Here is a 13189-nt window from a genome sequence, read left to right on the forward strand (position 1 = left end):
CGGTGTCGACTTCGCGGACCACGGTGGGCCACCGGCCCGAGAACCTCGCCCTGGGCGCGGCGCTCACCACGGCGGCGTTCTTCTGCGTCGCGCTGGTGGGCACGCTGGCGAAGGTGTCGGGCCAGTACACCTCGACCGGGGTGCTGCTGCTGTTCCAGAACCTGATCTGTCTGGTCTTCATCGTCCCGGTGGTGTGGCGTGACGGGTGGTCGTCGCTGCGGACGTCGAAGATCGGTCTGCATGTCACGCGGGCGGTCACCGGGACGGCGTGCTGGTATGCGTTGTTCTTCGCGATCACGCAGATCCCGCTGGCGAACGCGACCCTGCTGACCTACAGCGCTCCGCTGTGGATGCCGCTGGTGGCGTGGGTGGTCACGCGCCAGCGGGTGGCGCGGGCGACGTGGATCGGAGCCGGCATCGGCTTCGCCGGGGTGGTGCTGGTCCTGCAGCCGCAGACCCGCAGCTTTCACGTCGGTGAGGTGGCGGCGCTCGCCGGGGCGGTGCTGCTGGCGATCGCGATGATGTCGGTGCGCTGGCTCGGCGCGACCGAACCGATCACCCGGGTGCTCTTCTACTATTTCCTGCTTTCGACGGTGTTGGCGGTGCCGATCGCGATCGTCGACTGGCAGGCGTTCCCGCCGCGGGCGTGGGTGTGGCTGATCGCGCTCGGGTTCGCGCAGCTGTTCTCGCAGATCTTGATCGTGGTGGCGTACCGGTACGCCTCGGCGGAGAAGGTCGGACCGTTCATCTACTGCGTCATCGTGTTCACCGCGGTGATCGACTGGATCGTGTGGCATCACCCGCCGACGCTGTACATGTACATCGGGACGGCGCTGGTCATCGGCGGCGGGCTGGTGGCGGTGCGGGCGCGGGCGGCGCCGACTCCGGGTGGCGGTTAGGTAACGCTTGCGCGGAGCCCGTCGACAGCGGCCGGTTGTGCGGCACAGTTGATCCATGAGCGACAAGAAGGACCCGCCGCCCGGGGACGTCCGCGCGGCGGCGCAGGCTGCGCTGCAGGCGGCGCAGGAGGCGGCCAGCGGGGCGCTGCGGGTGCCGGCCGCGTCGGCTCAGATCGTCGCGCAGTTGCCCGGGTTGCTCGAGAACCTGGCGGCGGCGACCGAACGCCTCAACGCCACGCTGGACCGGATGGAGCGGTACATGGCGCTCGCGGACCCGACGCTGCAGGCGATGGACCGCATCCTGCCGCAGTTGGAAGCGCTTGCCGCCCAACGCGATGCCGCGCTGCGAGCTGTCGGCGATCTGCCCGGGGTGGGAGCGTTCGGGCGCTTCACCGGGCTCACGCCGAGGGAGGATCCGACGCAGGAAAAGGGCAAGTCCTCGAAGAAGCCGCGCCGAAAGGACTGACCGGTCCGCGTCACTGAGACGCTGGTTTCGCCGTGCACCCATCGGGCGGACGGGCGCTCCTGAGTAGCGCCGTGGTGAGTGGCGGCATTATGGAGGGCGAACGAGCTGAGTCGTCGATGAAGGAAGTGGGCGCGCGTGAGCGAGCGGAACCAGCCCAGCGAGAAGTCGCCTGCTGGGAGTCCTGCGGCGGTCGATCCGGCGACGCAGCGTGCCTTCGGTCGGCCCGAAGGCGTCCAGAGCGCGTTCGCGGGGCCCGACCGCCGTCGTGACCAGGGCGAATACACGCCGACGAACCAGTCCCCGGGCCCTGTGCTCGACGACGTCTTCGGGCATCCGAAGGCCGACGATGACGATGCGGTGTCCGAGCAGTGGCCGCCGCAGCCCGACGGCGAGGCTGCCCCTCCCCCGCCGACGCCCGTCGCGGCCGCACCGGCCGATCCCGGCCCCAAGCTCGGTTTGGTCGACCTGCTGTTCAGCGGGAAGGTCTCCCGAACCGCGCTCGTCGTGATCGCGGTGCTGGCGCTGGCGGTGGGCCTGGCCGGTGGATGGATCGGCAGCAAGACGGCGACGATCATCGAGGCGTTCGCGACGCCGAAGGTGAACCTCTCGACGACCGAACCGGACGACTCCGCGGAAAGCCGGTTCACCCGGGTCGCCGACGCGGTCGCCGATTCGGTAGTGACCATCGAGGCGGTCAGCGAACAGTCCGGCTCGCAGGGATCCGGGGTCGTGGTCGACGGCCGCGGCTACATCGTCACCAACAACCACGTGGTCGAAGAGGCCTCCACCGATGCGAACAAGTGGAAGCTGTCGGTCATCTTCAACGACGGCAAAACCGTGCCGGCGGTGGTGGTGGGCCGCGATCCGGTGACGGATCTGGCGGTGCTGAAGGTCAACAACGTCGACCACCTGACGGTGGCGCGCCTGGGTGACTCGAGCCGGCTGCGGGTGGGCCAGGAGGTGATCGCCGCGGGTGCGCCGCTGGGTCTGCGGAGCACCGACACGCAGGGGATCATCAGCGCGCTCAACCGGGCGGTGCGGCTGTCGGCCGAGCGTTCGGGTGACGACATCGTCATCTCAGCGGTGCAGACCGACGCGGCGATCAACCACGGCAACTCCGGTGGTCCGCTGATCAACATGAACGCCGAGGTGATCGGTATCAACGCGGCGGGCAAATCGCTGTCGGACAGCGCCAGCGGCCTGGGCTTCGCGATCCCGGTCAACGAGATGAAGCATGTCGTCGAGACGCTGATGCGCGACGGCGTGATCGCCCATCCCACACTGGGTTTGACGGCGCAGTCGGTGAGCGACACCGGTGCGGCCGGAGCGAAGGTGACCGAGGTCAAGCAGGGCGAGCCGGCGGAGAAGGCCGGGATCAAGGAGGGCGACGTCGTCGTCAAGATCGGTGACCGCCCGGTCGGTGACCTCGACGCGTTCGTCGTCGCGGTGCGTCAGCTCCAGATCGGCAAGGGCACGCCCGTCGAGATCCTGCGGGAGGGCAAGCCGATGACCCTGACGGTGGAGCCCATCGCCGGCAAGCCGACGACGTAGCAGCGAGGCCGGCCCGCTCAGGTTTCCCCTACCAGCCCGAGTTCTGCGGCGAGTACTTCCGCAGCCCATTCCGGCCAGCCCTCGATACGGTCCCAGTCGGGAAACCGGCAGCCGGTTTCGCGGGTGTGGTGCGGGCACCTCGGAGGTCCAACCTGTTCGCGCAAGATGGATGCGATCCGACGCTCGATCTCAGGCACCATAGGGTTCAACGGTAGGGATCGGAGCGTCCGCGCACGGATCATTGCGACGAAGAGCAGGCGCCACAGTTTCTCGCCGTGGTCGCTATGCCTTCTTCAACTCGAAGCGCACGCGATAGAGCAGCCATTCGCATCTGACGCCGACCTTCTCGGCGTGGACCTGTACTTGCTCGGCCAACTGCTCGTTGGGTTGTCCGGTGATGATCATCAGGCGCGCACCCTTGTGGCCTTGAGCTTCAGCCGCTGTCTTGAGGGCGTCCATGTATTTGGCGGCCTGCGCGACGATCCCCTCGTCCGGTGTTCCCGCCTTCAACTCGATGCCGACCAGTTCCTTGCTCTTCGTGTCTACCGCGATCAGGTCAGGTCTCGATCCTGGCGCGAGCACTTTCTCGCGATCGGTGAGGCGAAGATGCTTTGTTGCCTGGCTCAAGAAGTGTTTGTTCTTCCAGAGAAAGTGCTGGAGTTGGGATTCTTCCTCGAACAACTCACGAGCGGGTTGCAGGCCTTGCACCGGCCGCTTGGCATCGAAGAAATGAATCGTTGTCTCCGGAGTATTCGCATCGTCCGAGAGTTCGGGGCTGAAATCGACGCCGGCTTCCCGCAAGCGATCGCTGAGCTCTTCGAGGAGCCTGCGAGATCCCCGTTCGTAGCCGGCCTCTCTGACGAGCACACCCAGTTTGCTGCTCGGCATGTGCTTCAGCAGCCGCGTCTCGGGCGCGATGTTCTCTACGCGTTGTCGCGTCTTTCTCACGAGACGATCGAGGCGTTCTTCCTTCGTCAATTGTGCAGCCAAGTGGACCCCACCTCTGTCGGCGCGCAGGTATCCCGCACGTTGTTCAGCAGAGTCCTACCACGCAACTAACGGCTTCGTCACCGGTCTCGTGAGTAACCATCGCCGGAGAGTAAGGGACTGAAGCTTCTCAGGTTCGATATCGCCCGTGATACCGCATTCGGCGGCCCATCCTGTTACAGCCGCGCGCGCCGACTCTCCCGTCACCCATCCGCGCGACGGAACAACTCGGCCGGTCGTCCACGACCTCCAGTCGTGGTGGCTCCGGTCGCGACGAGCTTGGGCTCCATCGCCCGCCGGAAGCTGTCCCGCTGCAGCGACTCTCCGATGACGGCTTCGTGGGCCAGCCGTAGCTCGCGCAGCGTGAACTCCTCGCCGAGTAGCCGGTCGGGATCGGGATCGTCGGCGTAACGGGCGCGAATGTGCTCGACGGCCTGCACGATGATGTCGGCGTGGTCGTAGGGCAGCCGACCCGGTTGCTCGACGGGCATGAGCCGCGTCGTCTCCGTGAAGCGTGAGGCAAGCTGATCGGCGCGCACCACCTCGATGTGCGCCACCGACAGCACCCATCCGCGGTCGTCGCGTGCGGGGTCGTCGAACACCTGAAGCTGGTGCGGCCGCAGCCCACGGACGTTCGCCTTCGTCTGCAGCGACCGGTTTACCGCATCGGCCAACCGCTCCCCCTTGTGCAGGAAGGTGCCCGGCAGAGCCCAGCCGCGGCCGCTGTTGCGACGTACCTGCAGCACGACCAGCCGATGATCGGCGTCGAGGGTCAGCAGCGCGGTGTCGACCGCGACCGACGGACGCGGGTAATCGGTGAGCGGGCGCGATGTGCGGTCCCCGGGCGATTTCAGGTTCATGTCAGAGCCTCAGCGTACAGTGATCCCCAATTAGCGCATAAGTGCGCAAAAGCTGAAGGGAGTGCCATGACTTCATTTCACGATCGCATCGAAGGGGTCCTGCTGGGCATGGCGGCGGGCGACGCCCTCGGTGCGCCATACGAGTTCGGTCCGCCGCGCGGACCCGAGCTCGCGGTGGAGATGGTGGGCGGAGGCGTGTGGGAGCCCGGTGAGTGGACCGACGATACGGCGATGGCGATCGCCATCGCAGAGACAGCGGCGACCGGTACGGACCTGCGAGAGCCGGCGGCCCAGGACACCATCGTCGCGCGGTGGCATGCGTGGTCGTTGCGGGCCAAGGACGTCGGCATCCAGACCCGGTCGGTACTCACAGCAGCGGCACGCTCCGGCGCTGCGACCGCGGATCGCGCCCGCGCCGAAGCGATCCGCTTGCACGAGCGGACCGGTCGCACCGCGGGCAACGGCTCGCTGATGCGTACCGCGCCGGTGGCGCTCGCCTATCTCGATGACGAGGACGCGATGGTCGACGCCGCACGGGCGGTCAGCGAACTCACCCACGTCGATCTCGACGCCGGTGATGCGTGCGTGGTGTGGTGCAGCGCGATCCGGCATGCGGTGCGCACCGGTGAGCTCGATGCGCGAACGGGACTGCGGCACATCGAACACCGCCGCCGAAAGCTGTGGCAGGAGCGACTCGATGCCGCAGAATCGGGGCCGCCCGCGTCGTTCGCGAACAACGGCTGGGTGGTGGCGGCCCTGCAGGCGGCGTGGTCGGCGATCACGACCACGGCAGTACCGTCCGACGACCCGGCTGCCGGGGTGTTTCGCGCTGATCATCTGCGGTTGGCGCTCGACGCCGCGGTGCGGGCGGGCGATGACACCGACACGGTCGCAGCAATCGCGGGCGCACTGCTCGGCGCCGCCTATGGCGCATCGGCGGTGCCGGTGCGGTGGCGGGCGCTGCTACACGGGTGGCCGGGGATTTCGGCGCACGGTCTCGTCGGCCTGGCATCGGCGATTGCGCGTGGCGGTGAGCCGGATTCGTTCGACTACTCGTATCCCGGTTCGCCGATCGACACGGTGGCGCGGCACCCGTACGACGACGGTGTGCTGCTCGGTGGGATCGGTGTGCTGCGCCGGCTGCCGGCGGATGTCGATGCGGTGGTGTCACTGTGTCGGGTGGCCGATAGCGATGTGCCGCAGGGCATACCGCATGTCGAGGTGCGGTTGATCGACCGGGTCGACGAGGACGAGAACCCGCATCTGGATTTCGTCCTGCTGGAGGGGGTACGGGCGGTCGAGCAGCTGCGGCGGCAGGGTCGCACGGTGCTGGTGCACTGCGTCGGCGCGTACAGCCGCACACCGACAATCGGGGCGCTGTACGGCGCGCGACTACGTGCTGTCGACGTGGACACGGCGCTGGCTGATGTCGTGCGGGTGTTGCCGGGGGCACAGCCCAACCGGGCGTTCCGGGCGGCGCTGCGACGGTTGCACGGTGACCGCCCTGCTGCTCATGCGGTCACCACGAGTGGTCACACAGCGTGCAATACTGCCGCTCGTCGGTCGGGCAGCAGCCACCCATGCTGAGCCACGGTTCCCACGATTCCGGATCGACCGGCATCCCGTAGACGATGTCCTGCGTGCGCCGTCCGCCGCAGCGCGGGCACTGTGGGTTCTCCGCGAAGCGGAAGTCGAGGAAACTGGTGAAACCGCCGTCGCGCATGCGGTCCCGGCAGCGGCGGCAGATCACGGCCGGCCAGTCGGTGGCCTCGCTCCTCAGCCACGGCACGTGCGCCCGCTGTCGCGGATCGTCGTTCTCCCCCAGCCTGATCGGCGAATGTGGTTCCGGCCGGCGGTACGGATCGACGGTGTGCACATGCACTTGATCACGGGCGTCGGCTCCACTCAGGTCGATTTCGCGTCTACATCCGCGACAAACACCATTGAAGCGCAGCAGGTTTCGCGCGGCGACGAGTGACGAGTGGCCACGCAGGTGATACGGGTCGCCGTGGATCCTGCTCTGGTGCAGCGCCAGGATGACCGACTCGGCGTCGTCGTCGTCAAGGCGCCAGCTGGTGAACGCGTTCTCGTTGAGGTTCAACATCAACGTCATGGTGCTCAGATCGACGACGTCGATGCGGTATCCCTTGGGGTCCAGCAGTGCGCCGCCGATGGTTCCCTCGTCGCCGACGCGTGCGAGCACCGTGAGCACCGACACCGGGTCGGTGCCCAGAACGAGCATCGCGAAGTCACCGGGCCGGGCCTCCCCGAACGCGTAGCGCCACGGCCGGTACGGCGACCGGGGCTCCAGCAGCGTGATGACACCGTCCTTCCAGTCGGCGGCCTCGAGGACGTGAAGGCGGTGATGAAGCGTTGGCGTCACCTGTCGATTGTCCCAGCGAGGTATGACATTTCCCGGTCCGAGGACGTCAGCCGACGCCGCTGCAAACGGCGGCGGTGATCTGCGATGCTTCACGAGACACCGCCGCGAATCTCCGACTCGGCGGTGCGTCAACCCGCGCTCGAGGGCGGGTCAGGGGACGTTGAGCCGGCGCGCGAGATCCGGTCCACCCACCTCACGGATGAAGTCGGCGTCGCCGCAGACCACGAGTTGATCGCGGGCACGGGACAAGCCGACGTAAAGGCGTTCGCGGGAGCGCTCGAACTCGCCCTCCTCGTTGACCACGAGCACGACGCAGCGGCGTTCAAGCCCCTTGAACCCCAGCACGTGCCCGTAGAACACCTGGTCGGTGTCCCAGAAGGAATCCCAGTACGCCGAGTGCCCGTCTTTCTGACGCTCCGCCTGCTCCGGATGGCGGCTCCCGGTCGTCAACAGCGCCAGATCCTCCGGGCGCCAGCCCTCGTCGAGGAGAAGGTCGATCTGATCGTCGCCCGCGTCCATCGCCTCGTCGCGGCTGCAGGCGACGAAGGTGACCGCCGGCCCTTCGCCGCCGAGGAACCGCATCGGGTGGTCGACGAGCGGCTGGAACGCGTTGGCGATCTGGCGCGTGTTGCGCAGATTGTGGTCCAGGATCAACGGAGCCAGCGGCACCGGCGGTGACCCCACGCGGTTGAACACGCGCTGACCCTCGTCGGTGAACACATACAGGCCGCCGTCGACCGGGTCGCGCAGGGCGGCCAGCAGCGGATCCCACCACGCGTCGGCGAAGTCCTGCGCCTCGTCCACCACGATCGAGTCGAACCGGTGCCCCGGCTCGAGTTGCGCTGCGAGATCGGCCATGTGGAGCGGAAGGTCGTGCTCCCAGAACTTGACCGTCTCCTCGGTACGGAGAGCCTCGTCGGGCCCTTCCGGCGCGCCCCACTGCACGCCGAGAGCGTGGAACTCCCCGACGTACGCGGGTTGCTGCCGGCGCGGCCACGTGGCGGCGACGCGCTCGAGGTACGACGCCAGGCCGTGGGAGTAGCAGACCAGCGCGACGCGTTGACCGCGCTGCGCCAGCCGACGCGCCTGTTCCATGGCGAGGAAGGTCTTGCCGCTGCCCGCGCCGCCGCGGACCTCGACGCGGGTGAGCAGACGGATGGCGTCGAGGATGACGGCCTGGTGCTCCGTCAAAGCGTCGGCGGCGTCCTCGTTGGCCAAGGCACGGGCGACGACGTCACGCTGCGGCAGACCGCGCCCGGACAGGGCGGTGTTGAGCTGATCGATGCCGTCCTTGGTGAGCAGCGGCCGGTCGAGTTCCTGACGCACGAGGACATAGCGCAGCTTGTCGACGAGCTTGGGCAGATCAGTACGGTCGATCACCTTCCAGCGGGGGCACTCCGGTAGGCCGAAGTCGACCGGCAGTTCGGTGTTCGGCAGGACGACGACGTGGTCCCAGCGCAGCCGGCCCTGAGTCCAGCGCGGGTCCTTCTCGATGAAGTCCCGCAGCGCGTAGCAGGCTTCGCGGGCCTGGCGGACCGGTTCGATGGGGAACTCGCGACCGCCGCGGACCTGCCGCCAGCCATGGCCGTCGTGCCAGACCTCACCGCCCTTGACCTCGATGCAGACGATGCCGGCACCCTCGATGGCGACGACGAAGTCGACCTCGTGGTCCTTGAGGTGGTCGGTGACGCGCTGGCCCGGCACCACGAGGTCGTTGGGCTCGAGCTGGTCGACCAGCGCCTGATAGGTACTGCGCTCGGAGCTCTTGAGGCGGGGGTGCTCATCAGGCGTGATGGTCACGGCGTCGATGCTAGCGAGGTACGCGGGCTATTCGTCGGCCATCGCGTACACCCGGCTCTGACGCGACGGCAGTTCGATGTCGTTCTCGTCGTAGGCGCGCAGGATGTCGCGACGTAGTCGCCGCTGCACCGACCACTGCGCATTCGGGCGCGTCTTGATGGTCATGCGCAGCGTCAGCAGGTCGGGCGACAGTTCCTGAACCCCCAGCATCTCCGGCTTGCCGAGCACCTTCGCGGCCAGCGCCGGGTCCTCGATGGCTTCCTCGGCGGCTTCGACCGCCACCCGTTCGGCCTGCGCGACGTCAGCGGTCAACGCGACCGGCATCTCGATGCGGGCGACGGCATAGTCCTGGCTCATGTTGCCGACACGGGCGATCTCTCCGTTGCGGACGTACCAGAGGGTGCCGTCGATGTCGCGGACCGTCGTGACGCGCAGCCCGACGCTTTCCACCTCGCCGACGGCTTCGCCGAGGTCGACGGTGTCGCCGACGCCGTATTGGTCTTCGAGCAGCATGAACACGCCGGTGACGAAGTCGCGGACCAGGTTCTGCGCGCCGAACCCGATGGCCAGGCCGACGACGCCGGCGGAGGCGATGAACGGGGCGATGTTCACGCCGACCGCGTTGAGGACGGCCAGGACGACCCAGATGAGCATCACGATCGAGACGGTCGACTTGAGGACCGAGGCGATGGTCTGCGCGCGCTGCTGGCGTCGTTCGGCGGTCTTGGCGGCCACCGCGGATGGTGCGCGGTCGCGGAGGTGACGCAACAGCGGCGGCTTCTTGGCCTGCTCGGACGTGTCGCGGGCCTTACCTCGGCGGCCGGTGGCAGCGCGGTCGATCATGCGGTGCAGTACGTATCGGGCGATCAACGCGACGACGACGTAGGCGACGATCCGGATGGGTACCTCGATGAGCCAGTGTTTGTTGGTGTCAGTCCATTGGAAAGCGAGGTTGTAGACATTCATGATCAACGCCGCATACCCAGAATGCCCGTCGCCTATCGGACCCCACCGTTTCAACGCATCTGTCCCACGCGGCCGCCGGATGCCAGGTTCGAGGCATAGCGTGTAGGACCTGCTGGTCGTGCGATGCCCGCCGACCCATTGCGCCCGACCGAGAGGATGCCGAGTGGCCGTCGACACGCCCGCCACACCGACGCTGCGCGAACTGACCGTCCGGGGGATCCTGCTCGGCGGTGTGATCACGCTGGTGTTCACCGCTGCCAACGTCTACCTGGGCCTCAAGGTAGGACTGACGTTCGCCACGGCCATCCCGGCGGCGGTGATCTCGATGGCGATCCTGCGCAACTTCGCCAACCACTCCATCGTCGAGAACAACATCGTGCAGACCGTGGCGTCGGCCGCGGGCACGCTGTCGGCGATCATCTTCGTGCTGCCCGGTCTGATCATGATCGGCTACTGGACCGGGTTCCCGTACTGGATCACCGTCGCGGTGTGCGCGGTCGGCGGCATCCTCGGCGTGATGTACTCGATCCCGCTGCGCCGAGCCCTGGTGACCGGGTCGGATCTGCCCTATCCCGAAGGCGTCGCGGCCGCCGAGGTGCTCAAGGTCGGCGAGCGCAGCGAGGGTGCGGCCGACAACCGCACCGGCCTGCGGATCATCACGCTCGGCGCGGCGGTGTCGGCCGGGTTTGCGCTGCTCGCCAACCTCAAGGTGCTGGCCAATTCGATCTCGACCTACTTTCGCGTCGGAGCGGGCGGTTCGATGTTCGGGGCCAGCCTGTCGCTGGCGCTGATCGGCGTGGGACACCTGGTGGGGATGGCCGTCGGCTTCGCGATGCTCGTTGGGATGCTCATCTCGATCGCAGTGATCCTGCCGATCCGCACGATCGGGGACTTCGCGACGGGCGAGTCGGTCGCCGACGTCATCTCCGGCGCGTTCGCCAACGAGGTGCGGTTCGTCGGCGCCGGGGCGATCGCGGTGGGCGCGGTGTGGACGCTGCTGAAGATCCTGCGGCCGATCGTCAAGGGCATCACCGAGGCGCTGAGCTCTGCCCGCGATCGCCGGCAGGGGCAGCTGGTCGACATCACGCAGCGCGATATTCCGTTCCCCATCGTGGTGGGGACGATCGTGGTGATGCTGCTGCCGATCGCGGTGCTGCTGTGGGACTTCAGCCGCGGCACGGTGCTGCAGGGCAGTTCGGCCGGGATCATCGCCGCGAGTTTGGTGTTCATCTTCGTCATCGGGCTGGTGATCGCGGCGGTGTGCGGGTACATGGCCGGTCTGATCGGGTCGTCGAACAGTCCGATCTCTGGGGTGGGCATCCTGACGGTGCTGATCGCCGCGCTGCTGATCAAGGTGGTGTTCGGGCCTTCGAGTGGCGATCAGGCCACTGCGCTGGTGGCGTTCACGTTGTTCGCGGCTGCCATCACGTTCGGGGTGGCGACGATCTCGAACGACAACCTGCAGGATCTCAAGACGGGTCAGCTGGTCGGGGCGACGCCGTGGAAACAGCAGGTGGCGTTGGTGATCGGCGTGTTGTTCGGGTCGGCGATCATCCCACCGGTGCTCCAGCTGATGCAGACGGCGTTCGGGTTCTTGGGTGCGCCAGGGGCTTCCGAGAACGCGCTGGCCGCACCGCAGGCCGCGTTGATCTCGTCGCTGGCGAAGGGGGTGTTCGGTGGGTCGCTGGACTGGGGGTTGATCTGCCTGGGTGCCGCGATCGGGGTTGCGGTGGTGCTGGTGGACGAGATCCTGCATCGCACAACACGGTTCGCGGTGCCACCGTTGGCGGTCGGGATGGGCATGTATCTGCCGATGAGCCTGATCCTGATCATCGCGGTCGGCGCGGTGATCGGGTACTTCTACAACCGGTGGGCGCAGCGCAGCGGCGGCGACGTGGAACGCAAGAAGCGTTTGGGCGTGCTGCTGGCGACGGGGCTGATCGTCGGCGAGAGCCTCTACGGGGTGGTGTTCGCGGGGTTCGTCGCCGGGACTGGCAACGAGGACCCGTTCGCGATCTTCACCGGTAACGACGGGAACCTGGCCTCGGTCATCGGGGTCGTCGCGTTCGCCGGGGTCATCCTGTGGTTGTACAAACGGACGCAGACGATTTCGAGTCGCGAGGTCGCCAAGGACTGAGTTGAGGGCGTATGACCCCTCCTCAGCGCCGGGTTTCGATCTGGAGGTCACCGGCGGTCACCTTCCGGATGTGGTCACTGGCGAGCATGTCGTGGGGGTAGCCGAGTTCGATCGCACTGGCCTGATTGAGCCGCTCCACTTGGGAGTCGGCCAGGTCGACCTCCAGCGCGCCGAGATTCTCTTCCACCTGCGCGGGGGTGCGGGCGCCGATGACCGGTGCCGTCACGTCCGGATTCCGCAGGACCCAGGCCAGCCCCACCTGGGCGGGAGTGTAGCCCAGCTCCGTGGCGACTTCCTTCACGACGTCGGCGATGGCGAGGTTACGTTCGGTGACCGTGCCTAAGGCGACGTTGAAGCTCCCGCGGGTGCTGCCCTCGGACGCGAGGCTGGTTGCGGTGAGATCGGCGCGGCTGTACTTGCCCGTGAGAATCCCGCCGGCCAGCGGTGAGTACGGAGTCACCCCAAGACCCATCTCGCGCGCCATCGGGATCAAGTCACGTTCCCCGGTACGTTCGATCAGGCTGTGCTCGATCTGCAGCGCGACCAACGGCGACCAGCCGCGAAGATCAGCGATCGTCTGCAGACGTGACACCTGCCAGGCTGGGGCGTTGGAGACCCCCACGTACAGAACCTTGCCCTGCCGCACCAGATCGTCCAAGCCACGCAGGATCTCCTCGGCCGGGGTCGAGAAATCCCACACGTGCAGGAAGAGCAGGTCGATGTAGTCGGTGCGCAACTGCCGCAGACTGGCTTCGACCGATGCGAACAGACTCTTGCGGGATGAACCCCCGGAGTTCGGATTGCCGGGATGACGCAGTGTCGTGTATTTGGTCGCCAGCACCAGGTTTTCGCGGATATCCCGAGTGAATTCACCGAGCAGACGCTCAGAGCTTCCGTTGGTGTAGGTCGCGGCAGTGTCGATGAAGTTTCCGCCGCGGTCGACGTAAAAGTCAAACACCTCGCGGGCTTCGTCCCGATCGACGCCCCAGCCCCAATCGGTGCCGAAGGTGGCGGTGCCCAGTGCCAGCGGCGAGACCCGCACTCCGGAGCGGCCCAGTAACCGGTAGGTGTCCAAAGTGAGCGACATGTGTCCTCCTGTGATTGTGATGTGCCGTCCTCACCAGGTTGTCGCCGCCGCAC

The 13189-nt window shown here is 67.3% G+C and carries 11 protein-coding genes; 5 read left to right on the forward strand and 6 right to left on the reverse strand.

Annotation, left to right across the window (positions count from 1 at the left end; genetic code table 11):
• The first annotated feature begins 2 nt into the window (after positions 1 to 2).
• The 3 genes from G6N30_RS16475 to G6N30_RS16485 all read left to right on the forward strand — a co-directional run bounded on the left by G6N30_RS16475 (position 3) and on the right by G6N30_RS16485 (position 2916).
• Positions 3 to 899, forward strand: coding sequence for a DMT family transporter (locus G6N30_RS16475; protein ID WP_134054561.1), 897 nt, complete (start codon positions 3 to 5; stop codon positions 897 to 899).
• Positions 900 to 954: 55 nt separating this feature from the next.
• On the forward strand, positions 955 to 1365 hold the full coding sequence (locus G6N30_RS16480) for a hypothetical protein (protein WP_134054563.1): 411 nt from the start codon (positions 955 to 957) through the stop codon (positions 1363 to 1365).
• A 135-nt stretch (positions 1366 to 1500) separates the two neighbouring features.
• Complete coding sequence (locus G6N30_RS16485) at positions 1501 to 2916, forward strand: S1C family serine protease (protein ID WP_134054565.1); 1416 nt, start codon at positions 1501 to 1503, stop codon at positions 2914 to 2916.
• Between the two features lie 282 nt (positions 2917 to 3198).
• Here G6N30_RS16485 and G6N30_RS16490 read toward each other — a convergent pair whose 3' ends face one another.
• Together G6N30_RS16490 and G6N30_RS16495 are read right to left on the reverse strand one after the other, a co-directional pair.
• Positions 3199 to 3906 (reverse strand): PDDEXK family nuclease, encoded by a 708-nt coding sequence (locus G6N30_RS16490; protein WP_134054567.1) that lies wholly within the window; start codon positions 3904 to 3906, stop codon positions 3199 to 3201.
• A gap of 200 nt (positions 3907 to 4106) precedes the next feature.
• Positions 4107 to 4763 carry an NUDIX hydrolase gene (locus G6N30_RS16495; protein WP_134054569.1) on the reverse strand — a complete coding sequence of 219 codons (657 nt, stop codon included), beginning with the start codon at positions 4761 to 4763 and terminating at the stop codon, positions 4107 to 4109.
• Positions 4764 to 4829: 66 nt separating this feature from the next.
• Between G6N30_RS16495 and G6N30_RS16500 the strand changes: the two genes are divergently transcribed.
• Complete coding sequence (locus tag G6N30_RS16500; protein WP_134054571.1) at positions 4830 to 6350, forward strand: ADP-ribosylglycohydrolase family protein; 1521 nt, start codon at positions 4830 to 4832, stop codon at positions 6348 to 6350.
• Here G6N30_RS16500 and G6N30_RS27285 read toward each other — a convergent pair.
• From G6N30_RS27285 to G6N30_RS16515, 3 genes are all read right to left on the reverse strand, one after another.
• Positions 6283 to 7146, reverse strand: a complete 864-nt coding sequence (locus G6N30_RS27285) for a hypothetical protein (protein WP_234880154.1) — start codon at positions 7144 to 7146, stop codon at positions 6283 to 6285. The two genes, G6N30_RS16500 and G6N30_RS27285, sit on opposite strands and share 68 nt — an antisense overlap.
• A 150-nt stretch (positions 7147 to 7296) precedes the next feature.
• Positions 7297 to 8946, reverse strand: a complete 1650-nt coding sequence (locus G6N30_RS16510) for a nuclease-related domain-containing DEAD/DEAH box helicase (protein ID WP_134054572.1) — start codon at positions 8944 to 8946, stop codon at positions 7297 to 7299.
• A gap of 27 nt (positions 8947 to 8973) precedes the next feature.
• Positions 8974 to 9912, reverse strand: a complete 939-nt coding sequence (locus tag G6N30_RS16515) for a mechanosensitive ion channel family protein (protein WP_134054575.1) — start codon at positions 9910 to 9912, stop codon at positions 8974 to 8976.
• A 163-nt stretch (positions 9913 to 10075) separates the two neighbouring features.
• On the opposite strand from G6N30_RS16515, the gene G6N30_RS16520 reads away from it, so the two are divergent.
• Entirely contained in the window at positions 10076 to 12049 is a 1974-nt protein-coding gene (locus G6N30_RS16520) for an OPT family oligopeptide transporter (RefSeq protein WP_134054577.1), read from the forward strand.
• Between the two features lie 22 nt (positions 12050 to 12071).
• Here G6N30_RS16520 and G6N30_RS16525 read toward each other — a convergent pair whose 3' ends face one another.
• The gene (locus tag G6N30_RS16525) at positions 12072 to 13136 is read right to left on the reverse strand and encodes an aldo/keto reductase (RefSeq protein ID WP_134054579.1); all 1065 of its coding nucleotides are present in this window, start codon (positions 13134 to 13136) and stop codon (positions 12072 to 12074) included.
• Positions 13137 to 13189 lie beyond the last annotated feature (53 nt).

The organism is Mycolicibacterium litorale (assembly GCF_010731695.1).
Classification (GTDB): domain Bacteria; phylum Actinomycetota; class Actinomycetes; order Mycobacteriales; family Mycobacteriaceae; genus Mycobacterium; species Mycobacterium litorale.

Coding starts and splice junctions, on each gene's coding strand:
- G6N30_RS16480 (WP_134054563.1), top strand. CDS start 955: ATGAGCGACAAGAAGGACCCGCCGCCCGGGGACGTCCGCGCGGCGGCG.
- G6N30_RS16495 (WP_134054569.1), bottom strand. CDS start 4,763: ATGAACCTGAAATCGCCCGGGGACCGCACATCGCGCCCGCTCACCGAT.
- G6N30_RS16500 (WP_134054571.1), top strand. CDS start 4,830: ATGACTTCATTTCACGATCGCATCGAAGGGGTCCTGCTGGGCATGGCG.
- G6N30_RS16515 (WP_134054575.1), bottom strand. CDS start 9,912: ATGAATGTCTACAACCTCGCTTTCCAATGGACTGACACCAACAAACAC.
- G6N30_RS16525 (WP_134054579.1), bottom strand. CDS start 13,136: ATGTCGCTCACTTTGGACACCTACCGGTTACTGGGCCGCTCCGGAGTG.